Source organism: Streptomyces sp. Je 1-79, assembly GCF_025195125.1.
In the GTDB taxonomy this organism is placed as follows: domain Bacteria; phylum Actinomycetota; class Actinomycetes; order Streptomycetales; family Streptomycetaceae; genus Streptomyces.
In genome coordinates, this window is the sequence record NZ_JAMGSL010000006.1 from 341,132 (window position 1) to 363,003 (window position 21,872).

The 21,872-nt window shown below is 71.0% G+C and carries 18 protein-coding genes; 10 read left to right on the top strand and 8 right to left on the bottom strand.

The features are described from left to right. Positions 1-39 precede the first annotated feature (39 nt). Positions 40-1,485, top strand: a complete 1,446-nt coding sequence (locus tag M5362_RS14460; protein ID WP_260227902.1) for a glycoside hydrolase family 16 protein — start codon at positions 40-42, stop codon at positions 1,483-1,485. 255 nt (positions 1,486-1,740) lie between these two features. On the opposite strand, the gene M5362_RS14465 is transcribed toward M5362_RS14460, so the two are convergent. After that, entirely contained in the window at positions 1,741-3,129 is a 1,389-nt protein-coding gene (locus tag M5362_RS14465) for a cation:dicarboxylate symporter family transporter (RefSeq protein WP_260227903.1), read from the bottom strand. 123 nt (positions 3,130-3,252) lie between these two features. Between M5362_RS14465 and M5362_RS14470 the strand changes: the two genes are divergently transcribed. The 4 genes from M5362_RS14470 (at position 3,253) to M5362_RS14485 (ending at position 7,198) form a co-directional block, all read left to right on the top strand. Beyond that, positions 3,253-4,917 (top strand): sensor histidine kinase, encoded by a 1,665-nt coding sequence (locus M5362_RS14470; RefSeq protein ID WP_260227904.1) that lies wholly within the window; start codon positions 3,253-3,255, stop codon positions 4,915-4,917. Beyond that, complete coding sequence (locus M5362_RS14475) at positions 4,914-5,600, top strand: response regulator (protein ID WP_260227905.1); 687 nt, start codon at positions 4,914-4,916, stop codon at positions 5,598-5,600. The genes M5362_RS14470 and M5362_RS14475 overlap by 4 nt, the downstream gene beginning before the upstream one ends. 109 nt (positions 5,601-5,709) lie before the next feature. Continuing rightward, complete coding sequence (locus M5362_RS14480; protein ID WP_374214464.1) at positions 5,710-6,417, top strand: helix-turn-helix transcriptional regulator; 708 nt, start codon at positions 5,710-5,712, stop codon at positions 6,415-6,417. A gap of 31 nt (positions 6,418-6,448) precedes the next feature. Next, the gene (locus M5362_RS14485; protein ID WP_260227906.1) at positions 6,449-7,198 is read left to right on the top strand and encodes a tyrosine-protein phosphatase; all 750 of its coding nucleotides are present in this window, start codon (positions 6,449-6,451) and stop codon (positions 7,196-7,198) included. A gap of 9 nt (positions 7,199-7,207) precedes the next feature. Here M5362_RS14485 and M5362_RS14490 read toward each other — a convergent pair whose 3' ends face one another. Both M5362_RS14490 and M5362_RS14495 read right to left on the bottom strand, forming a co-directional pair. After that, complete coding sequence (locus M5362_RS14490; RefSeq protein WP_260227907.1) at positions 7,208-7,981, bottom strand: RICIN domain-containing protein; 774 nt, start codon at positions 7,979-7,981, stop codon at positions 7,208-7,210. A gap of 301 nt (positions 7,982-8,282) precedes the next feature. Beyond that, complete coding sequence (locus M5362_RS14495; protein WP_260227908.1) at positions 8,283-9,308, bottom strand: ATP-dependent 6-phosphofructokinase; 1,026 nt, start codon at positions 9,306-9,308, stop codon at positions 8,283-8,285. A 259-nt stretch (positions 9,309-9,567) separates the two neighbouring features. Between M5362_RS14495 and pta the strand changes: the two genes are divergently transcribed. The 3 genes from pta to pyk all read left to right on the top strand — a co-directional run bounded on the left by pta (position 9,568) and on the right by pyk (position 14,401). Further along, positions 9,568-11,667: a phosphate acetyltransferase gene (gene pta / locus M5362_RS14500; protein ID WP_260227909.1), complete on the top strand. Its 2,100-nt coding sequence runs from the start codon at positions 9,568-9,570 to the stop codon at positions 11,665-11,667. Next, positions 11,664-12,896 (top strand): acetate kinase, encoded by a 1,233-nt coding sequence (locus M5362_RS14505; RefSeq protein ID WP_260227910.1) that lies wholly within the window; start codon positions 11,664-11,666, stop codon positions 12,894-12,896. The genes pta and M5362_RS14505 overlap by 4 nt, the downstream gene beginning before the upstream one ends. Before the next feature lie 74 nt (positions 12,897-12,970). Then, positions 12,971-14,401 (top strand): pyruvate kinase, encoded by a 1,431-nt coding sequence (gene pyk, locus M5362_RS14510; RefSeq protein WP_260227911.1) that lies wholly within the window; start codon positions 12,971-12,973, stop codon positions 14,399-14,401. A gap of 81 nt (positions 14,402-14,482) precedes the next feature. Here pyk and M5362_RS14515 read toward each other — a convergent pair whose 3' ends face one another. The 4 genes from M5362_RS14515 to M5362_RS33015 all read right to left on the bottom strand — a co-directional run bounded on the left by M5362_RS14515 (position 14,483) and on the right by M5362_RS33015 (position 18,732). Continuing rightward, complete coding sequence (locus M5362_RS14515; protein ID WP_260227912.1) at positions 14,483-15,766, bottom strand: hypothetical protein; 1,284 nt, start codon at positions 15,764-15,766, stop codon at positions 14,483-14,485. Continuing rightward, on the bottom strand, positions 15,756-16,388 hold the full coding sequence (locus M5362_RS14520) for a DUF6114 domain-containing protein (protein ID WP_260227913.1): 633 nt from the start codon (positions 16,386-16,388) through the stop codon (positions 15,756-15,758). The genes M5362_RS14515 and M5362_RS14520 overlap by 11 nt, the downstream gene beginning before the upstream one ends. Positions 16,389-16,523: 135 nt before the next feature. Beyond that, a complete protein-coding gene (locus tag M5362_RS14525; RefSeq protein WP_260227914.1) occupies positions 16,524-17,174 on the bottom strand; it encodes a DUF6230 family protein in 651 nt (216 codons plus the stop codon). 583 nt (positions 17,175-17,757) lie between these two features. Beyond that, positions 17,758-18,732, bottom strand: a complete 975-nt coding sequence (locus M5362_RS33015) for a tetratricopeptide repeat protein (RefSeq protein WP_261365936.1) — start codon at positions 18,730-18,732, stop codon at positions 17,758-17,760. Positions 18,733-18,983: 251 nt separating this feature from the next. On the opposite strand from M5362_RS33015, the gene M5362_RS14540 reads away from it, so the two are divergent. Together M5362_RS14540 and M5362_RS14545 are read left to right on the top strand one after the other, a co-directional pair. Then, positions 18,984-19,613, top strand: a complete 630-nt coding sequence (locus M5362_RS14540; protein WP_260227915.1) for a TetR/AcrR family transcriptional regulator — start codon at positions 18,984-18,986, stop codon at positions 19,611-19,613. Between the two features lie 44 nt (positions 19,614-19,657). Next, complete coding sequence (locus M5362_RS14545) at positions 19,658-20,068, top strand: PPOX class F420-dependent oxidoreductase (protein WP_260227916.1); 411 nt, start codon at positions 19,658-19,660, stop codon at positions 20,066-20,068. Between the two features lie 66 nt (positions 20,069-20,134). On the opposite strand, the gene M5362_RS14550 is transcribed toward M5362_RS14545, so the two are convergent. Then, complete coding sequence (locus M5362_RS14550) at positions 20,135-21,835, bottom strand: methylmalonyl-CoA mutase (protein ID WP_260227917.1); 1,701 nt, start codon at positions 21,833-21,835, stop codon at positions 20,135-20,137. Positions 21,836-21,872 lie beyond the last annotated feature (37 nt).

Below are 21,872 nucleotides of genomic sequence, written 5' to 3' on the forward strand. Positions count from 1 at the left end.
GCGCTCTCAGGCGCTCAGCCCCCACCGGAGGTGTTCTCCTTGAGCCGCGTCCGACGCACCCCCCTCCTCGCCTCACTCCTCGCCGCCGGTCTCGCCGCCGGGGCTCTGATCGGCCTCGGCGGGGCCGGCACCGCCAGCGGCGCCGTCCCTCCGGCGCCCGGCTGGTCGCTCCAGTGGAGCGACGACTTCAACGGCCCCGACCGCGCCCTGCCGAACGCCGCCGACTGGCAGATCGACACCGGTCACGGCTATCCGGGCGGCCCCGGCAACTGGGGCACCGGAGAGATCCAGAACTACACGTCGAGCCCCGACAACCTGCGCCTCGACGGCACAGGGAACCTCCGCATCACCCCGCTCAAGGACGGCGCGGGCAATTGGACCTCCGGCCGGATCGAGACGAAGCGGGCCGACTTCAAGGCCCCCGCGGGCGGGACCCTGCGCATCGAGGGCCGGATTCAGATGCCGAACGTGACGGGCGACGCCGCCAAGGGCTACTGGCCCGCCTTCTGGGCGCTCGGCGCGCCCTATCGGGGCAACTACTGGAACTGGCCGGCCATCGGCGAGTTCGACATCATGGAGAACGTCAACGGGATCAACTCGGTCTGGGGCGTGCTGCACTGCGGGGTGAACCCGGGCGGGCCGTGCGGCGAGACCACCGGCATCGGCGCCAGCCGGGTCTGCCCGGGCGCGAGCTGCCAGTCGGACTTCCACACGTACCGCTTCGAGTGGGACCGCTCGGTCTCCCCCAACGCGCTGCGCTGGTACGTGGACGACCAGCTCTTCCACAGCGTCGACGAGAACCGGGTCGGCGCCCAGGCGTGGGCCGACATGACCAGCCACGCGGGGTACTTCCTCCTGCTCAACGTGGCGATGGGCGGCGCCTTCCCGGACGCCCTGGGCGGCCCGACCCCGACCGCCGCGACGGTGTCCGGCCGGCCGATGCTGGTCGACTACGTGGCGGTGTGGACGAAGGGCGGCGGGACGACGACCCCGCCGACCACTCCCCCGCCCTCGGGCTCCTCCCAGCTGTATCTGCGGACGGGCGCGGGTGCGGGCGACGCCCAGGCGGCGGCCTCGGCCGTGACCCTGGCCTCGGCGGGCGGCGGCAACCACGACGGCGCTCCGGCAGGTGCGCAGGTCTTCACCTCGGGTCCGATCACGCGGACGTACAACGGCGGTTCGACGCAGTTCGACCTGTTCGTGGACGCGGGGTCGGTGGTCGCCAACGGGCAGCAGGTGAGGGTCAGTTACGACCGCACGGGCGACGGGAGCTGGGAGCGCGTGGAGACGTACCAGTACTTCGCGACCGATCCCGTGCCGGGGTACGAGCACTACACCCAGGCGCGCGGCCTGAAGTCGGCGACCGGCAGCCACGGGAACCTGTCGAACGGACGGGTCCGGGTCGAGGTGTGGAACGCGATCGGCAACGGGCCGAGCACGGTCGGCGTGGGGAACCAGTCGGTGGTCCGGATCCCCTTCGCGTGACCGGAGTCGTACGGGGCTGACGTGCGGCGGTCGACCCGGCCGCCGGCGTCGGCCGCCGGCCTACGGGAAAGGCGCCCCCGGCCGCGTGTGCGACCGGGGGCGTCCCGTACCCCGGAGCCCGGATCCGGCTCAAGGCCCGGGAGCCGGGGTGGTCTTCGGATCCAATGTCCTGGATCCAATGTCCAGAATCCAGCCTCCGGAATCATGGATCCAGGACATCGGATACTGGACATCGGATCCAGGATCCGATGCGGCTCAGACGCCCGCGCGGGCCTTCTCCCCGCCCTCGTCGGCCCGCTGGTCCGGCACGTCCGACGCGTCGTCCGCGTCCGGCACGTCCGACGCGGGCAGCGGCGCGTGGTCGTCGACGAGGGTCTTCTCGTCGAAGGGGACCCGCCCGGCGAGCACCTCCGCCACCCGCTCCTTGTCGATCTCCTTGGTCCAGGTGCCGACGAGGACGGTGGCGACCGCGTTGCCCGCGAAGTTCGTCAGGGCACGGGCCTCGCTCATGAAGCGGTCGATGCCGACGATGAGGCCGACGCCGTCGACGAGTTCGGGCCGGTGCGACTGCAGACCGCCGGCGAGGGTGGCCAGGCCCGCGCCGGTGACACCGGCCGCGCCCTTCGAGGCGATGATCATGAAGACCAGCAGGCTGATCTGCTCGGCCAGGGAGAGCGGGTTGCCCATCGCCTCGGCGACGAAGAGCGAGGCCATCGTCAGATAGATCGCCGTGCCGTCCAGGTTGAAGGAGTAGCCGGTCGGGACGGTGATGCCGACGACGGGCTTGCTGACACCCAGGTGCTCCATCTTCGCGATCAGCCGCGGCAGCGCGGACTCGGAGGACGAGGTGGAGAGGATCAGCAGGAACTCACGGCCCAGGTACTTCAGCAGCGTCATGATGTTGACGCCCGCGACGATCCGCAGCAGCGCGCCGAGCACCACGAAGACGAACAGGGCGCAGGTCACGTAGAAGCCGATCATGATGACCGCGAGCGACTTCAGCGCGTCGATGCCGGTCGCGCCGACGACCGCCGCCATGGCGCCGAACGCGCCGACCGGCGCGACCCACATGATCATGGCGAGGATGCGGAAGACCAGCCGCTGGATGTGCCCGATCCCGCGCAGCACGGGCTCCCCGGCCCGCCCCATGGCCTGGAGCGCGAAGCCCGCGAGGAGGGCGACGAGGAGGGTCTGGAGGACCTCGCCCTCGGTGAAGGCGGAGACCAGCGTCTTGGGGATGATCCCGAGGAGGAAGTCCGCCGTGGACTCGCTCGCCCCGTCGGCCTGCTGGGCGCCCGCCTCGGCGACCTCCTTGGTGAGGTGGAGGCTGGAGCCCGGCTCCAGGATGTTGCCGACGACCAGGCCGATGGCGAGGGCGACGGTCGACATCACGAGGAAGTACCCGAGGGCGAGTCCGCCGACGGCGCCGACCTTCGCCGCCTTGCGGACCGAGCCGACGCCGAGAACGATCGTGCAGAAGATGATCGGCGAGATCATCATCTTGATCAGGTTGACGAAGCCGGTGCCCAGCGGCTTGAGCTCGACGGCGAAGTCCGGCGCCACGAAGCCGACCGTGACGCCGAGGATCACGGCTCCGATGACGGCCAGATACAGATAATGGGTGCGGTCCCGCTGTGCGGCCACGGGGTCCTCCTCGTGCTGATGGATGTCCACGTCCCGGTGGATCCCAGCGAATATCCATCAGCCTGTGACCGGGGTCACGCTTGCGTTCGTTTCGTTCACGGCCGAACTGTCACACTTGCCGGCATGCGCATACCCGTCCCCCGGCCCCGGAGCCTCGCCGGCCAGCTCTTCGCGATGCAGGTCGTGCTGGTGGCGGCGATCGTGGCCGGGTGCGCGGTCTTCGCGTATCTCACCGACCGGGCCCAGGCCGAGGAGACCGCGACCCGCCAGGTCACGGCGCTCGCGACGGCCGTCGCCGAGTCCCCCTCCGTGGTGGAGGCCGCGGGCTCCCCGGACCCGAGCGCGCGGCTCCAGCCGTACGCGGAGTCGCTGCGGAAGCACTCCGGGGTCGCCTTCGTGGTGATCATGGCGCCCGACGGCACGCGCTGGACGCATCCCGAGCCGGACCAGATCGGCCGCACGTACCTCGGCCACATCGAGCCGGCGCTGAAGGGGACGACCTTCTCCGAGACGCACATGGGCACGCTCGGCCGCTCGGTCCGCGCGGTCGCGCCGGTCCTCGACGACGGCCGGGTCGTCGGCCTCGTCAGCTCGGGCATCACCATCGAGAAGATCAGCGAGCAGGTACGCGAGCAGGTCGTGGCGCTCCTGGGCATGGCGGGGGCGGCGCTCGCGCTCGGCGGCGCCGGTACGTACGTCATCAACGCCCGGCTGCGGCGGCACACGCACGGGATGAACGCGACCGAGCTGAGCCGGATGCACGACTACCACGAGGCGGCGCTGCACGCGGTGAGCGAGGGCCTTGTGATGCTGGACGGGCAGCGGCGGATCGCGCTCATCAACGACGGGGCGCGGGAGCTGCTCGGTCTGGACGCGGAGGTCGTGGGCCGGTCGGCGGCGGAGCTGGGGCTTCCGGTCTCGCTCACCAGTGCGTTGCTCGCCTCCGAGCCACGGGTGGACGAGCTGCATCTGACGGCGGAGCGGGTGCTCGTGGTCAACACCCGGCCGGTGGTCGGCGGGGAGCGCCGCGGGACGGTGGTGACACTCCGGGACCGCACCGAACTGCTGGCGTTGTCGGGCGAGTTGACGTCGGAGCGTGGGTTCACGCAGGCGCTCCGCTCGCAGGCGCACGAGGCGGCGAACCGGCTGCACACCGTGGTCTCGCTGATCGAGCTCGGCCGGGTGGACGAGGCGGTGGGCTTCGCGACGGCGGAGCTGGAGCTGGCCCAGGCGCTGACCGACCGGGTCGTCGACGCGGTCGGCGAACCGGTCCTGGCGGCGCTGCTCCTCGGCAAGGCGGCGCAGGCCAACGAGCGGGGTGTGGAGCTGGTCCTGACCGAGGACAGCCGGATCGACGACGGGCTCCTGCCGCCGGAGATCCCGTCGCGGGACCTGGTGACGGTCCTCGGCAATCTGATCGACAACGCGGTGGAGGCGGCGAGCGGCACCCCGCACGCCCGGGTCACGGTCACGGCCCGTTCGCGCGACGGCGAACTCCTGCTGCGGGTCTCCGACACCGGGCCCGGGATCGCCGAGGCCGACCGCGAGGCCGTCTTCGACCGCGGCTGGTCCAGCAACGGCCCGGGCCGGGGCCTCGGTCTCGCCCTGGTCCGCCAGGCGACGACCCGCGCCTCGGGCACGGTGGACCTGGCGGACACCCCGGAGGGCGGCGCGGAGTTCACCGTACGGCTGCCGCTGGTACGGGAGCGGGCGGACGCCGACGGGACCGGGCCGCCGGCGCCCCGGCGGGGCGCCGGGGACGAGACGAGTTCGGAGGTTCCCGTATGAGCCAGGAGATCCGCGTGCTGGTCGTCGAGGACGACCCCGTCGCCGCCGACGCGCACGCGCTCTACGCGGGGCGGGTGCGGGGGTTCACGGTCGTCGGGGTGGCCCACTCGCGGGCCGCGGCCGTGCGCGTGCTCGACCGCACGCCCGTCGACCTGATCCTCCTGGATCTCTACCTGCCGGACGGGCACGGGCTCCAGCTGCTCCGCTCCCTGCGCGCGGGCGGCCACTCCGCGGACGTCATCGCGGTCACGTCCGCCCGCGATCTCGCGATCGTGCGCGAGGGGGTGTCGCTCGGCGTCGTGCAGTACGTCCTGAAGCCGTTCACCTTCGCGACCCTGCGGGACCGGCTCGGCCGGTACGCCGAGTTCCGGGCCAGCGCCGGTGAGGCGTCCGGCCAGGACGAGGTGGACCGCGCCCTGGCCACGCTGCGCGCGCCGCAGCCGGCCTCGCTCCCCAAGGGCCTGAGCGCCCCCACCCTGGAGGCCGTCACGCGTACGCTGAGGGACGCGCCGGACGGTCTGACCGCCACCGAGGCCGCGGCGGCCGTCGGCATCTCCCGGATCACCGCCCGTCGCTACCTGGAGCACCTGGTCACGGACGGCCGGGCGGCGCGGGCGCCGCAGTACGGTCAGATCGGCCGGCCCGAGCTCCAGTACCGCTGGATCACGACGATCGTCCGCTGACCGGACCGTGACTTCCGGTTACCGAACTCCTAGGTGATCACTACGGATGGTTACCGCCGGGTTCCGACGTTTCTACGACTTCTGGCCTTGGGTGAACGCACCGTAGCCAATGGTCACGTTCCGCATCTACGGTGTGGGCGTGCACCACTCCCCTCCCTCCCCTCCCTTCAACGCGCTCGCCGCGCGCCAGTTGCGCGAAGGTCTCGGCATGGCTCCGGGCCATGTCGCCTACGGGCTCCGCGCCCAGTACGGCCTCGCCGTCACCCCCGACACCGTCATCGCCTGGGAACGCGGGCGCCTCGCGCCCACCGCACAGGAGCTCACCGCGCTCGCGGGTGTCCTGTGGTGTGCCCCCGGCGAGCTCATCGCCGCCGCCACCACCCTGCGCGAGCACCGGATCGCCCGCGGTCTCGCGGCCGACGACCTGGCCCGGCGGGTGGGGCTCGACCTCCCCGGCTACCTGCGGATGGAGGAGTCGGGCCGCTGGCGCGGCAACGAACGCCAGACCGCGGCGCTCGCCGAGACCCTCGGCCTCGGGGCGCGCGAGCTGCTCCGCGCGACCGGCCGTGACGACGACCTGGCGACGCTGCTGCGGGACGCGGCCACGACGCGCTGGCAGGCGTACGTCCGGCCCGTGGTGAAGCTGCTGCCGCTGCCGAAGCGGTCCGTGGAGGCCGCGCTCCAGCGCCTGTACACCGACTACCACGCCAGGATGGCGGCCACCAGCAGCTGGGGTGCCTCCGGCGACAGCGGGGCCGCGGGCCGCGAGTACCTGGACGGCATCGTGCAGCACTTCTGGGAAGCCGTCGGCCCGTAGCCTGGCCGGAGACGGCCTCTAAGGTGTCGGCGTGAGACGACACATAGCCTTCGACGGCCTCCACAACTTCCGTGATCTGGGCGGCTATCGGACCGCCGGCGGCGGAACGGTCCGCTGGAACGTCCTCTACCGTTCCGACTCCCTCGCCAAGCTGCGCGGCTCCGACCTGGAGCGCTTTCGCGCTCTGGACGTGGCGACGGTGATCGACCTGCGCTACCCGTGGGAGATCGCGGCCAAGGGCCGTATGCCCGAGGCACCGGAGACCGCCGGCGTCGCCTGGCACAACCTGAGCATCGAGCACCGCCCGTACGACCAGGCGGAGATCGACCCGGACCTCGACCCGTGGCGCTACCTCGCCGACCGGTTCGCCGAGGTCGCCGCCGACGGCGCCGTGGAGCTGCGCGAGGCCCTGGAGGTCATCGCGTCCACGGACGGTCCGCTCGTCTTCCACTGCGCCTCGGGCAAGGACCGCACGGGGCTGCTCGCCGCCGTCCTGCTGGGCCTGCTCGACGTCTCCGACGAGCAGATCCTCGACGACTTCGCCCTGACCGAGCTCGCCACCGAGCGCCTGATCGCCGACTGGCGCGCCGCCCACCCGGGCCGCGAGCTGCGCTGGCCGGGCTACGGCCGGGCACCGGCGGAGATCATGCGGCTCTTCCTCGCCGATCTGCGCGCCACGTACGGCTCGGTGCACGCCTACGTCACCGGACACGTGGGACTCGACCCGTCCGTGGTGAAGGCGCTGCGCGGGCGGCTGGTGGAGCCCCTGGGCACGCCCTAGGAGGGACCCCTACCGGCGGTCGAAGCCGAACAGCTGGCCCACGGCGTCCGTACGGCAGGGCGCCTGGGCCAGCTTCGCCCAGACGGCGCCGCGGTCGCCGACGACGGTCACGCAGGAGTCCGCGGTCGCGGAGCCCAAGGGGACGATGCGGTAGCCGGTGACGGGGCTGCCGAAGGGCTCCAGGCGAAACCTTTCGACACGGGACGGATCGCCGCACTCGGAGTCCTCGAAGGCGGCGTCGGGGACCCGGCCGCCGGAGGGGATGCCGGAGCAGCCCGGGCCGTGGTCCGGATGGTCGGAGACGATCCGCCACTCGCCGGAGCCGAGATTCTTGAGGGCGTACCGGGGGACGTCGGCGCCCTCGCACTCGCGCTGGTGGATCTGGCCGCTGCGGCCGCCGCGCCGCTCGTTCAGGCAGAGGCCCGAGCCGATCACCCGTATCTGTACGTCCCCGGCGGCGGGCGCGGTGACGGGCGCGTTCTCCGGCCGGCCGGGCCTGTCGTCCCGGACGACGGCGACGACCACGCTGACGGCGGCGAGGACGAGGCCGGTGACGGCGACGAGCGACACGAGCGTGCGGCGTATGCGGAAGTGGGTGCCGGGGCGGTCGGGGGGCGAGGGCTCGGATCCCGGTTCGGACGCGGCCACGGCCACCGACGGCCACGCGGTGTCGGTGACCGTGTCCGTCTCCTCACCGTCGCCGGAGGACAGGTCCGCGCCCGCGTACACCCCTGCCTCGCGCGGGTCGGGTGCGCCGCCCCCCGCGGCGTGTCCCTCGGTCATGCGTACTCCCCCGCCCCTCCTCCGGACAGGGTTGGGACATGTCCGGGACAGGGCCAAGCCTTGTTGATCCGGCGTTTCAACTCAAGAGTGGAATCCGGCGATTCCGGTCGGAGGCCGGGGACGCACGCCACGGGGTAGGCACGGGGGACGACAAGGGCCCCGATCTCCACGGGGGACGATCGGGGCCCTTACGGGAGGCCCGTCGGGCGGGCGCGCCTGCGGCTCGAACGGGGCGCCCGTCGGGCGGGCGCGCGGGCTCGAAGTCGGGACGTCGCCGGGACGGAGATCCCGGACGGGCGGGTCAGAAGACCGACTCGGCCTCGGACATCCGGCTCGCCGGGACGGTCTTCAGCCGGGTCACGGCCTCGGCCAGCGGGACCATGTGGATGTCGGTGCCGCGCAGCGCCGTCATCCGTCCGAAGTCGCCCCGGTGCGCGGCCTCGACGGCGTGCCAGCCGAAGCGGGTCGCGAGCACCCGGTCGTACGCCGTCGGCGTGCCGCCGCGCTGGACGTGCCCGAGAATGACGGGCCGCGCCTCCTTGCCGAGGCGCCGCTCCAGTTCGACCGCGAGCCGGTTGCCGATGCCCTGGAAGCGCTCGTGGCCGTACTGGTCGATCGCGCCCTTCTCGTACTCCATGGAGCCCTCGGCGGGGTGCGCGCCCTCGGCGACGCAGACGACCGCGAACTTCTTGCCGCGCGCGAAGCGCTCCTCGACCATCTTGACGAGGTCGTCGACCTGGAAGGGCCGCTCGGGCAGGCAGATGCCGTGGGCGCCGCCGGCCATGCCGGACTCCAGCGCGATCCAGCCGGCGTGCCGGCCCATCACCTCGACGACCATCACGCGCTGGTGGGACTCGGCGGTGGTCTTGAGACGGTCTATGGCCTCCGTCGCCACGCCCACGGCGGTGTCGAAGCCGAAGGTGCGGTCGGTGGAGGAGATGTCGTTGTCGATCGTCTTGGGGACGCCGACGACCGGCATGCCGGCGTCGGAGAGCATCCGGGCGGCGGTCAGGGTGCCCTCGCCGCCGATCGGGATGAGCACGTCGATGCCGTACTCCTTCGCCAACTCCGGTGCGGACTCGGCAGCTTCGGCCAGTCGGTTGCGCTCCAGGCGGGCGGAGCCGAGGATGGTTCCGCCGCGGGCGAGGATGCCGCTGACCGCGTTGAGGTCGAGGGGCCGGTAGTGCCCGTCGAGGAGACCCTTGAACCCGTCCTCGAAGCCGATGACTTCGTCGTTGTGGCCGGTGAGCGCCCGGTGCACGACCGACCGGATCACTGCGTTCAGGCCAGGACAGTCGCCGCCTGCGGTGAGAACTCCGATGCGCATCGTGCTGTGTCTCCTGCTCGGTAGTGGTACATGTGAGCTCTTTCGATTCTCACACGCCCGGCACGGCCGGGGCGCTCCCGGCTACTCCGCGCGTCCGGCCCCGGGGGCCCTTCGTCCCCCTCTGCCAGGCCCTTCGTCCGGCGGGCGTCCTATCCACCCCCGGAGGTATTGTCAAGAGGGCTATGCCACCCTATCGGGGTTTTTTGAACACACTCGGTTGACGAGACCGGGCTGACAGGACTGGACAGGAGACCACGGCGTGACGCGCAGCGTGTACGTGACCGGGATCGACCGCGGGGACGGCCGGCAGGTCGTCGAGCTGGGAGTCATGGAGCTCCTGACCCGCCAAGTGGACCGGGTGGGGGTGTTCCGGCCCCTGGTGCACGACGGCCCCGACCGCCTCTTCGATCTTCTGCGGGCCCGCTACCGGCTCTCCCAGGACGCGGCGAGCGTCTACGGCATGGACTACTACGAGGCCTCCGCGCTCCAGGCCGAGCAGGGCACCGACGAGCTGGTCTCCCGGCTCGTCGAACGCTTCCTCGCGGTGGCCCGCGACTACGAGGTCGTACTCGTCCTCGGTACGGACTTCGCCGCCACCCAGCTCCCCGACGAGCTGGCGCTCAACGCGCGCCTCGCCAACGAGTTCGGCGCCTCGGTCATACCGGTGGTCGGCGGCAAGGACCAGCCCGCCGAGTCCGTACGGGCGGAGGCCCGCAACGCCTTCCGGGCGTACGACGGGCTGGGCTGCGACGTCCTCGCGATGGTCGTCAACCGGGTGGCCGGGGACGACCGGGCGGCCATCGCCGAACGGCTCGCGGCCCGGCTGCCGGTGCCCTGTTACGTCCTGCCGGACGAGCCCGCCCTGGCCGCCCCCACGGTCGCCCAGATCACCCACCACCTGGGCGCCTCGGTCGTGCTCGGCGACGACGCGGGCCTCGCGCGCGACGCTCTGGACTTCGTCTTCGGCGGCGCGATGCTGCCGAACTTCCTGAACGCGCTGACCCCCGGCTGTCTGGTGGTCACCCCCGGAGACCGCGCCGACCTCGTCGTGGGCGCGCTGGCGGCCCACTCGGCCGGAACCCCGCCCATCGCCGGCGTGCTGCTCACCCTGAACGAGCGCCCCAGCGAGGAGATCCTGACCCTGGCCGCCCGGCTCGCGCCCGGCACCCCGGTCATCTCCGTCCCGGGCAACAGCTTCCCCACGGCGGCCGAACTCTTCTCCCTCGAAGGCAAGTTGAACGCGGCCACGCCCCGCAAGGCGGAGACCGCGCTGGGGCTCTTCGAGCGGCACGTCGACACCGCCGATCTGCTGAAGCGGATCTCGGTGGCCCGCAGCGGCCGGGTCACCCCGATGATGTTCGAGCACGAGCTCCTGGAGCAGGCCCGCGCCGACCGCCGCCGTGTGGTCCTGCCGGAGGGCACCGAGGAGCGCGTACTGCGCGCCGCCGACGTGCTGCTGCGCCGGGACGTCTGCGACCTGACGCTGCTCGGCGACGTCGAGGTCATCCGCAAGAAGGCGGCCGACCTCGGCATCGACCTGTCCTCGCCGTCCACCCAGCTGATCGACCCCCAGACCTCCGAGCTGCGCGACTCCTTCGCCACGAAGTACGCCGAGCTGCGCGCCCACAAGGGCGTGACGGTGGAGCTGGCGTACGACGTCGTCTCGGACGTCAACTACTTCGGGACGCTGATGGTCCAGGAGGGTCTGGCCGACGGCATGGTCTCCGGTTCGGTGCACTCCACGGCCGCGACGATCCGTCCCGCGTTCGAGATCATCAAGACCAAGCCGGAGGCCTCGATCGTCTCCTCCGTCTTCTTCATGTGCCTGGCCGACAAGGTGCTGGTGTACGGGGACTGCGCGGTCAACCCGGACCCGGACGCGGCTCAGCTCGCGGACATCGCCGTGCAGTCGGCGGCCACCGCGGCCCGGTTCGGTGTGGAGCCGCGGATCGCGATGCTGTCGTACTCCACCGGCACCTCGGGCTCCGGCGCGGACGTCGACAAGGTCCGCGAGGCGACGAAGCTGGTACGGGAGTCCCACCCCGAGCTGCGGATCGAGGGGCCCATCCAGTACGACGCGGCGGTCGAGCCGTCCGTCGCCGCGACCAAGCTGCCGGGGTCGGAGGTGGCCGGGCAGGCGACCGTGCTGATCTTCCCCGACCTCAACACCGGCAACAACACCTACAAGGCCGTGCAGCGTTCGGCCGGCGCCGTGGCCGTCGGCCCGGTCCTCCAGGGGTTGCGCAAGCCGGTCAACGACCTCTCGCGCGGCGCGCTCGTCAGCGACATCGTCAACACGGTCGCCATCACGGCGATCCAGTCCCAGGTCCCCCAGGCCTCCCAGGAGCTCCCCGCATGACAGCCACGCGTGTTCTCGTCCTCAACTCCGGCTCGTCGTCGGTGAAGTACCAGCTGCTCGACATGAGCGACCAGAGCCGGCTCGCGGTCGGTCTGGTGGAGCGGATCGGCGAGGAGACCTCGCGCCTGGTCCACACCCCCCTCCAGGGCGGCGGGGGCGCCAAGCGGGAGCGGAGCGGGGCGATCGCCGACCACGCGGCCGCGCTGAAGGCGGTGGCCGAGGAGCTGTCGGCGGACGGTCTCGGCCTCGACTCCCCCGAACTGGCCGCGATCGGGCACCGGGTGGTGCACGGCGGGCTGCGGTTCACCGCGCCGACCGTGATCGACGAGGAGGTGCTCGCCGAGATCGAGCGGCTCGTCCCGGTGGCGCCGCTGCACAACCCGGCCAACCTCACCGGCATCCGTACGGCGATGGCGCTCCGCCCCGACCTGCCGCAGGTCGCGGTCTTCGACACCGCCTTCCACACGACGATGCCGGAGTCCGCGGCCCGGTACGCGATCGACGTGGAGACCGCGGACGCGCACCGCATCCGGCGGTACGGCTTCCACGGCACCTCGCACGCCTATGTGTCGCGCGAGACGGCGAGGCTGCTCGGCAAGGAGCCGGAGGAGGTCAACGTGATCGTGCTGCACCTGGGCAACGGGGCCTCCGCCTCGGCGGTCCGGGGCGGGCGGTGCGTGGACACCTCGATGGGGCTCACCCCGCTGGAGGGTCTGGTCATGGGCACCCGCTCGGGCGACATCGACCCGGCGGTCACCTTCCACCTGAAGCGGGTGGCGGGGATGGACGAGAACGAGATCGACGTCCTGCTCAACAAGAAGTCCGGGCTCGTCGGGCTCTGCGGCGACAACGACATGCGGGAGATCCGCCGCCGGATCGACGAGGGCGACGGGCGGGCGGCGCTCGCCTTCGACATCTACATCCACCGGCTGAAGAAGTACATCGGGGCGTACTACGCGGTACTCGGGCGGGTGGACGCCGTCGCGTTCACGGCGGGTGTCGGGGAGAACGCGGCTCCGGTGCGGGAAGCTGCGATCACGGGTCTGGAGGAGCTGGGCCTGGCGGTGGACGCCGATCTCAACGCCGTACGGTCCGACGAGGCACGGATCGTCTCGCCGGCGTACGCGCGGGTGGCGGTCGCCGTCGTGCCGACGGACGAGGAGCTGGAGATCGCGCGCCAGAGCTACGAACTGGTGGCCGTTTCGGGCGCTCCGGAAGTGAACGCCTGAGCGACCCCGCGCCCATTTGTACTTTCCACCAGACGGAATATTCCGCAGTGAAACAAACCGATAGGATCCGCCTCATGCGCCGTTCCAAAATCGTCTGCACGCTGGGCCCCGCCGTCGACTCGTACGAGCAGCTGAAAGCGCTCATCGAGGCCGGTATGAACGTGGCCCGATTCAACATGAGCCACGGGACCCAGGCAGAGCACCAGGAGCGGTACGACCGCCTCCGCAGGGCGGTGGCGGACACCGGCCGCGCCGTCGGTGTGCTCGCCGACCTCCAGGGCCCCAAGATCCGTCTGGAGACCTTCGCGGAGGGTCCCGTCGAGCTGGTGCGCGGTGACGAGTTCACCATCACCACCGAGGACGTCCCCGGTGACAAGTCCATCTGCGGCACCACGTACAAGGGTCTGCCGGGTGACGTCTCCAAGGGCGACCAGGTTCTGATCAACGACGGCAACGTCGAGCTGCGGGTCGTCGAGGTCGAGGGCCCGCGGGTCAAGACCGTGGTCATCGAGGGCGGTGTCATCTCGGACCACAAGGGCATCAACCTGCCGGGTGCCGCGGTCAACGTCCCGGCCCTGTCCGAGAAGGACGTCGAGGACCTCCGCTTCGCGCTCCGCATGGGCTGCGACATGGTCGCCCTCTCCTTCGTCCGCAACGCCGACGACGTCAAGGACGTCCACAAGGTGATGGACGAGGAGGGCCGCCGGGTCCCGGTCATCGCCAAGGTGGAGAAGCCGCAGGCGGTCGAGAACATGGCCGACGTGGTCGCCGCCTTCGACGCCGTCATGGTGGCCCGTGGCGACCTCGCCGTGGAGTACCCGCTGGAGAAGGTCCCGATGGTGCAGAAGCGCCTCGTGGAGATGTGCCGCCGCAACGCCAAGCCCGTCATCGTCGCCACCCAGATGATGGAGTCGATGATCACCAACTCCCGCCCCACGCGCGCCGAGGCCTCCGACGTGGCCAACGCGATCCTGGACGGCGCGGACGCGGTCATGCTCTCGGCGGAGTCCTCCGTCGGCGCCTACCCGATCGAGACCGTGAAGACGATGTCGAAGATCGTCGTCGCGGCCGAGGAGGAGCTGCTCTCCAAGGGCCTGCAGCCGCTCGTACCCGGCAAGAAGCCGCGTACGCAGGGCGGTTCGGTCGCCCGCGCGGCCTGCGAGATCGCGGACTTCCTGGACGGCAAGGCGCTGATCGCCTTCACCCAGTCCGGCGACACCGCGCGCCGCCTCTCGCGCTACCGCACGATCCAGCCGATCCTGGCCTTCACCACGGACGAGTCCACCCGCAACCAGCTCACGCTGAGCTGGGGCGTGGAGTCCTTCCTCGTGCCGTTCGTGGAGACCACGGACGCGATGGTCGACATCGTCGACGGGGAGCTGCTGAAGCTCCAGCGCTACAACGAGGGCGACACCATGGTCATCACGGCCGGCTCGCCCCCCGGCGTCCCGGGCACCACGAACATGGTCCGGGTGCACCACCTCGGTGGCGAGAAGCGCGACTGACGCGCCCCGCCCGCCCCTGGCACATGACGAGGGCCCCCGTCCGGATCGGACGGGGGCCCTCGTCGCACGCGGTCGGGCCGGTCAGCTCGGCTCGACCGTGTTGCGCAGGCCCGGGACCCTGAGCGTGCCGCCGAACTGGCCCGCCTGAATGACCTCCACGTTGGTGAAGAAGGCGAACGGGACGTCGAGCGGCGGTGGTGTCTGCGGGTTGAAGGTGATCGGGATCAGACCGAAGAGGTTGCCCTTCAGCTGCTCCGTGTACATGGTCACCGTGCCGTTGCGGATGGTCGAGGTCGAGCCCCGGTCCGAGCGGACGTGGCCCGTGTTGCCCTCCGAGTGCACCGTGAGCTGGTGCAGGTCCTTGATGTCGACCTCGCTCGCGGTGAACTTCAGCGCCTTCTTGATCTTGCCGCTGCCGGTCTTCACCTCGACGATGCCGTGGTACTTCAGACCCTTCAGCGTGAGCAGGGAGCTCTCCAGCTTCCACGGCTCGTCCGGAAGCAGGGGGAGGCCCGGCTCCAGTTCGGCCGCCGCGAGCGCCTCGGGGTCGGGCTCGGGGCACGGGAAGCGCGGCTTGGCGCCGTCGGGTATCTCCTCGTCCTTCTTGGCGTCGAGGCCTTTGGCGTCCTCGGGCAGCTCCTTGACCTTGGCGCCGACCTTGCCCGCGGCCTTCTCGATCGCGTCCTTGGTCGTGTCGACCGGGTCGTCGCCCGTGGTGGTCTTGCCCGCATCGGGTGCCGTGGTCGACGGCTTGTCCGCGGGCTCGGTGGCCGGGGGCTTCTCGGCGGGCTTCTCGGTCGCCGGCTTCGTCGCGGAAGCGGTCGGCGTCGGCGTGGCCGTCGGGGTGGCGTCCGGCCCGTCGAAGATGTCCTTGATCTTGTCGCCGATGCCCAGCGGGTCGAGCGGGTTGGTGCTCTTCGTCGGCGTGGGCGTGGAGGTCGGCGCCGGCGCCTGCTGCTCACCGGCGTCCGGCCCGGCCGTGGCCGTCGTCGAGGGGCTGGCCGTCGGCTTGGGCGACTCCTCCTCGGTGGCCTCCGGCTTCGGCGACTCGGTCGCGCTCGCGCTGGCCGTGGGCTTGGGCGTCTCGGCGGGCTTCGTCGACTCCTCGGCCACCGGCTCGTCCGAGCGGGTCACGCACGGACCGGGCGCGAAGGGGATGTCCTTCTCGTCGGCGAGGGCGAGCCTGGGTGCCATACCCATGCCCATCAGGACCGCGGTCGGCATGGCGGCCAGGGCCATCGCCTTGCCCGCGGGTCCCTGGATCTTGTTCAGCAGCGACTTGCGCGGAGCCGCGTGCCGCGGACCCCTGCGAGCCACAGCGGCGCCGTCCGCAGCCGTCGCCGACTGTGTTTCGTCACCCCGCACTGTTCCTCCCGCCGTTGGCGTCGATCGTCGTTTCGGTCGCCTGCGCACCGGGACCCGCCTGCGGGTCCGGCTCCTCACCGGCGCGCTGCTCCGGAACCGGGGCCTTCCCGAAGTCGACCGCCCGGGTCTCCTCCGGCGCCTCGGATCCCAGCGGCTGACCGTCGTACTCGTGCTCGCCCCGCGGGGTCCCCGTGTGCTCGGCCGTCTGCTGCGCGGTCTCCTCCACCGCAGCGCCCGGGACCCACGCGACGGAGAGCCCGCCGCCTACCAGGGCCAGCAGGAAGCCCATGAAGAAGCCGCCGAGGTTGGAGACCGGGATGGAGACGAGCGCCAGCACGATCGCGGCGACGCCTGCGAAGACCCGCACGATGGGCTGGAACCACATCGTCAGTCCGAGCGTCACCAGAAGCACGCCGATGATCAGCGCTCCGGCGCCGCCCGTCGTCGCCATGGCGATCGTCATGTTGCCGAGTCGCAGGTCGGCGTACGGGAAGTAGGCGATCGGTACGCCGCCGATCATGGTGAACAGACCGGCCCAGAAGGGCCGACTGCCTCGCCAGTCGTGGAAGCGGCGCTCGCGCTGGTTCGGGACTCCGCGGGAAGCAGTGGACTCGGCGCTCATGGAAAACAGCTCCCTGGAAGCGGTGTTGCTGAGAAGTAGAGATGGTGGCGCGGTGGCCGGGAACGGGCGGGGCCGTACGGAACGAACGACGGCCCTCGCCCGCCGGGCGGTTGTGCCAGATGCCGCACCGAGTGACTACTCGGTGAAGCACTCCTTGGTGCCCTTGTGCAGCTTCAGGCTCAGGTTGCTGAGCTTGAACGTTCCGGCCGTGGTCGCCCACGCCTTCTGCTCCACGTTGGTGAGCTTCGCCGTCTCGGCGCGCTGCGAGAAGCCGTAGGGGTTGGCCTTCGTGCCGGGCTGGATGCCCGGCTTGCCCTCGGACTTCGGGAGCGAGCCCGCGGCCACACCGATGTCGATGTTGCCGAACTCGGCGTCGGCCTTCAGCGAGGAGACATCCAGGTAGATGTCCTTCGCGTAGACCGGCTTGTTCTTCTCCGTACCGGCGCGCAGCTCGAGCGACACGTTGCCGATGAACGGAACGTCCGGCGTCACGACGGACTGGCACATGTTGGTGATCCAGGCCTCGGAGAAGCCCGAGACGCCGACCGGCTCCGCGAACGGCTTGCCGTGCAGGTCCTTGCCGGACGCCACGCTGCCGTACTGGACGAAGTCATTGCCGACAAGGCTGTCGGCCTTCACCTTGAACTCCTGGCCGGAGATGCTGAAGGACGCTGCGAGCGCGCCCTGAGCCAGGCCGACACCGATCGCGGCCGTCGCGGCCACACTCGGCACCATGACGACGGCGAACCGCTTCCATCTGGTCCCGCCACGAACCTGGGACTTCATGAGAATCCTCCTTCTCGGACGTACATCTCCGGATGGGCCCAGGGGCCCGTCCTGGGATGGGAGAAGTGCTACGTCCTCGGGAAGGAGCGCCGAAATCCGGGCGCGAGGAGCGTCCGACTTCACCGGCGTTCACCCCCGAGCGACAACCACTGGCCACGCCTTGCGCGCAACCTCTTGGACAGGCCCTGCCGGTGAGAGCAGGAACCCCCCTGTCCACGGCCGGCGCCACTGTCGCCGGCCCGCTCGGTGGGGACCCTCTCCGCGGACCCGGATGGTTGCCGGGGGTGCGGTGGAGGACCGAGCGTCGCCGATCGTGGTCCATTCCGGGCCGGGGCACAAGGGGGTTCGTTACTGACTAGTAACGGCTGGATAACCGCGCCACGACGGGGCGATGTCGCCCGGCCACACAGGGTGCAGCCATGACAGGCGACATAGGAGGAGGATGACGGTGAAACACGGACAGAAATCGGGGTTCGATTTACTGCAAGTAACAGCGGCCGCGATTACCAAGTTTTGGTAAAGCGCGGCCGCGTTATGTCACTGTGTCGCCAAATCGGCGCTGTCCCGGGCGGGATGGAACGGGTCAGAACAGCACGCGAGCGAGGGCCTGACGGGCCGCCGTGACCCGCGGGTCGTCCGAACCGATGACCTCGAAGAGCTCCAGGAGACGCAGCCGTGCCGCGTCCCGGTCCTCACCCGCCGTGCGCCGTACGGCGTCCACCAGACGGCCGAAAGCGTCCTCGACATGGCCGCCCACCAGATCGAGGTCGGCGGCGGCGATCTGGGCGGTGACGTCGGCCGGGTTGTCGGCCGCGTTCTTCCGCACCTGCTGCGGGTCCATGTCCTGCACCCGGGCGAGCAGTTCCGCCTGGGCGAGGCCCAGCTTGGCCTCCGGGTGGGCGGGGTCGTCGGCGAGCACGTTCTTGTACGCCTGGACGGCACCGGCCATGTCACCGGCGTCCAGCGCCGACATGGCCGCTTCGAGCAGCGCGTCGTACGGACCCGCCGGCACGGTGTCGGCGGCGGAGGGGGCGTCGGAGTCGGCGTCCGGGTCGACGGTGATGCCGGTGAGGCCGAAGCGCTCCTCGCCGACCTGGATGAGCTGGTCCAGGGTCTCCCGGATCTGGGCCTCGGGCGCCGCGCCCTGGAAGAGCGGGAGCGCCTGGCCGGCGACCACCGCGAAGACGGCCGGGATCCCCTGGATACCGAACTGCTGCATCAGCATCTGGTTGGCGTCGACGTCGATCTTGGCCAGGAGGAAGCGGCCGCTGTACTCGACGGCGAGCCGCTCCAGGAGGGGGCCGAGCTGCTTGCACGGCTCGCACCACTCGGCCCAGAAGTCGATGACGACCGGGACCTCGGCGGAGCGCTGGAGGACATCGCGCTCGAAGCCGGCCTCGTCGACATCGATCACCAGGGCAGAGGGGGCGACGGCTGCCGCGCCACCCTGCCGGGCGGCAGCGGCACGCGCCTGCTCCGCCTTCGCCTTGGCCTCTCCGGCCGCCTTCACCGCGGCAAGGTCGACGACGCCGCTCATGGACATGTTTCTGGGCTGCATGAGTACATCCTCCCCCTTCCGCGCGCGTAACCGGTAAGTCATGACTGAACCGCGCACCACGGCACGCGGTCCCCTACGGTCGCGCCGGGTCCCCACCCGGCGCATGTGGTTGTCGCTCAGGCCGGTCACAGCCTTTCGCTACGGGTCGTAGCGTAACTGTCCGCGTCCCCTCACGGGAAGGACTCCTCGGTGAACTGGCTCACATCACACGCCTCTGGCGCAATACCTACCGGCGGGTATGGTCGGTCCCCATGTGTAGCCGCACCAGTTCCCGAAGCCGTACCGGACGCCCCCGCAGTGTCGAGGCCGATGCCGCGATCCTCGAGGCGACCCGTGCCGCGCTGGTCGAACTGGGCTGGTCCAAGCTGACGATGGGTGACGTGGCCGGCCGTGCGGGGGTCGCCAAGACCACCCTCTACCGGCGCTGGGCGAGCAAGAACGAACTGGTCGTCGACGCGGTCGCCGTCCTCTTCGACGAACTCGAACTCCCCGATCTGGGTTCCCTCCAGGCCGACATCGAGAACGTGGTCCTCCAGTTCGCCGCGCTGCTCCAGCGGCCGGAGACCAAGACGGCGCTGATGGCCGTGGTGGCGGAGTCCACTCGGGACGAGCCGCTGCGCGAACGCATCCGTGCCTCCATCGTCGACCGGCAGAAGCGGCTGGTCCTCGAAGGCCGCCAGCGCGCCCAGGAGCGCGGCGAACTCCCCTCGGACCGGGACCCGGAGTCGGTCGGCAGCACCGACGACCTGATCTTCGACGTGATCGCGGGTGCGGTGGTCCACCGTGCCCTGGTGAGCGCGGAGCCGGTCGACGCGGCGTGGGTCCAGCGCTTCACGGCCCTCCTCCTCGGCGGCCTCGGCGCGGCGGCGGCCCAGGGCTGAAACCGCCTGTCCCCGCGCGGAGTCCGCGGGCTAGGGTCGCGGCCGTGACAACGACTCTGAACAGCGCCGTACGGGCGCTTCTGGACGACACCAACCCGGCGATCCTGGGCACCGTCCACCCCGACGGATCCCCGCAGAGCTCCGTGGTCTGGGTGGCGAGGGACGGCGACGACCTCCTGATCTCCAGCCAGGCCGGCCGCCGCAAGATCCGGAACATCGAGGCCGATCCGCGCGTCAGCCTGATCGTGTACGACCGCGAGGACCCGCAGCTGTACGCCGAGATCCGCGGCACGGCCACCGTCACCGAGGACGCCGGGCGCGCGCTCGCCGTGGCGATCGAGGAGCAGTACGAGGGTCCGGGCTCCGGCCAGGGGTACCTCGAACTTCCGCCCGAGGTGGTACGCGTGGTCGTGCGGGTCACCCCGACGAAGGTGCTCGGCACCGCCGCGACGTAGGCATCGCGCGGGCTTCGGGCGAAAGGGGCGGTACGGGAGGTCCCGTACCGCCCCTTTCCACACGCCCTAGAAGCCCGGGGGCTCCGTGTAGATCCCCCACTCCTCGCGGAGCACGTCGCAGATCTCGCCGAGCGTGGCCTCCGCCCGTACCGCGTCGAGCATCGGGCCGATCATGTTCGAGCCGTCCCGGGCCGCCGCCAGCATCGAGTCGAGCGCGGCGCGGACGCGGGCGTCGTCGCGACGGCCCTTGCGCTCGCCGAGCACGCGGACCTGCTCCCACTCGACCTCGTGGCTGACCCGCAGGATCTCCAGGTCGCCGGTGACCGAGCCGTGGTGGACGTTGACGCCGACGACGCGCTTGTCGCCCTTCTCCAGGGACTGCTGGTACTGGAAGGCGGACTCGGCGATCTCGCCGGTGAACCAGCCGTCCTCGATGCCCCGCAGGATGCCGGAGGTGATCGGCCCGATCGGGTGCTGCCCGTCCGGGTGGGCCCGGCGGCCGCGCTCCTTGATCTGGTCGAAGATCTTCTCGGCGTCGGCCTCGATGCGGTCGGTGAGCTGTTCGACGTACCAGGAACCGCCGAGCGGGTCGGCCACGTTGGCCACGCCCGTCTCCTCCATCAGCACCTGCTGCGTGCGCAGCGCGATCTCGGCGGCCTGCGCGCTGGGCAGCGCGAGGGTCTCGTCGAGGGCGTTGGTGTGCAGCGAGTTGGTGCCGCCGAGGACCGCGGAGAGCGCCTCCACGGCGGTCCGTACGACGTTGTTGTACGGCTGCTGGGCGGTGAGCGAGACACCGGCGGTCTGGGTGTGGAAGCGGAGCCACTGCGCCTTGTCGGTCTTGGCGCCGTACACCTCCTTCATCCAGCGCGCCCAGATCCGGCGGGCGGCGCGGAACTTGGCGATCTCCTCGAAGAAGTCGAGGTGCGCGTCGAAGAAGAAGGAGAGACCGGGGGCGAAGACGTCGACGTCCAGGCCGCGGGAGAGGCCGAGCTCCACGTAGCCGAAGCCGTCGGCGAGGGTGTACGCGAGCTCCTGCGCGGCCGTCGCCCCGGCCTCGCGGATGTGGTAGCCGGAGACGGAGAGCGGCTTGTAGGCGGGGATGCCCTGCGCGCAGTGCTCCATCAGGTCGCCGATGAGGCGCAGGTGCGGCTCGGGCTGGAAGAGCCACTCCTTCTGCGCGATGTACTCCTTGAAGATGTCGGTCTGGAGCGTCCCGTTGAGTACGCCCGGGTCGACGCCCTGGCGCTCGGCGGCGACCAGGTACATGCAGAAGACGGGCACGGCGGGCCCGGAGATGGTCATCGAGGTGGTGACGTCGCCGAGCGGGATGTCCTTGAAGAGGACCTCCATGTCGGCGGCGGAGTCGATGGCCACACCGCAGTGGCCGACCTCGCCGAGCGAGCGCGGGTCGTCGGAGTCGCGGCCCATGAGGGTGGGCATGTCGAAGGCGACCGAGAGCCCGCCGCCGCCGGCGGCCAGGATCATCTTGTACCGCTCGTTGGTCTGCTCGGCGTTGCCGAAGCCGGCGAACTGGCGGATGGTCCAGGTCCGGCCGCGGTAGCCGGTGGGGTGCAGGCCACGGGTGAAGGGGTACTCACCGGGCCAGCCGATGCGCTCGAAGCCCTCGTAGGTGTCTCCGGGCCGCGGCCCGTAGACGGGCTCGACCGGATCACCGGAGAGCGTGGTGAAGTCGGCGTCGCGCTTGCGGGCCTTGTCGTAACGGGCCTGCCAGCGTCGGCGGCCTTCCTCGATCGCGTCAGCGTCCATGCTTCGAATTTACTAGGACGTCCTAGTAAATGTCGAT

Excerpts from the sequence above, each read along its gene's own strand:
- M5362_RS14490 (WP_260227907.1), bottom strand. The coding sequence starts at position 7,981 with ATGACCGAGGGACACGCCGCGGGGGGCGGCGCACCCGACCCGCGCGAG.
- pyk (WP_260227911.1), top strand. The coding sequence starts at position 12,971 with ATGCGCCGTTCCAAAATCGTCTGCACGCTGGGCCCCGCCGTCGACTCG.
- M5362_RS14550 (WP_260227917.1), bottom strand. The coding sequence starts at position 21,835 with ATGGACGCTGACGCGATCGAGGAAGGCCGCCGACGCTGGCAGGCCCGT.
- M5362_RS14520 (WP_260227913.1), bottom strand. The coding sequence starts at position 16,388 with ATGAGCGCCGAGTCCACTGCTTCCCGCGGAGTCCCGAACCAGCGCGAG.
- M5362_RS33015 (WP_261365936.1), bottom strand. The coding sequence starts at position 18,732 with ATGCAGCCCAGAAACATGTCCATGAGCGGCGTCGTCGACCTTGCCGCG.
- M5362_RS14525 (WP_260227914.1), bottom strand. The coding sequence starts at position 17,174 with ATGAAGTCCCAGGTTCGTGGCGGGACCAGATGGAAGCGGTTCGCCGTC.
- M5362_RS14480 (WP_374214464.1), top strand. The coding sequence starts at position 5,710 with ATGGTCACGTTCCGCATCTACGGTGTGGGCGTGCACCACTCCCCTCCC.
- M5362_RS14475 (WP_260227905.1), top strand. The coding sequence starts at position 4,914 with ATGAGCCAGGAGATCCGCGTGCTGGTCGTCGAGGACGACCCCGTCGCC.
- M5362_RS14505 (WP_260227910.1), top strand. The coding sequence starts at position 11,664 with ATGACAGCCACGCGTGTTCTCGTCCTCAACTCCGGCTCGTCGTCGGTG.
- M5362_RS14470 (WP_260227904.1), top strand. The coding sequence starts at position 3,253 with ATGCGCATACCCGTCCCCCGGCCCCGGAGCCTCGCCGGCCAGCTCTTC.
- M5362_RS14540 (WP_260227915.1), top strand. The coding sequence starts at position 18,984 with ATGTGTAGCCGCACCAGTTCCCGAAGCCGTACCGGACGCCCCCGCAGT.
- M5362_RS14495 (WP_260227908.1), bottom strand. The coding sequence starts at position 9,308 with ATGCGCATCGGAGTTCTCACCGCAGGCGGCGACTGTCCTGGCCTGAAC.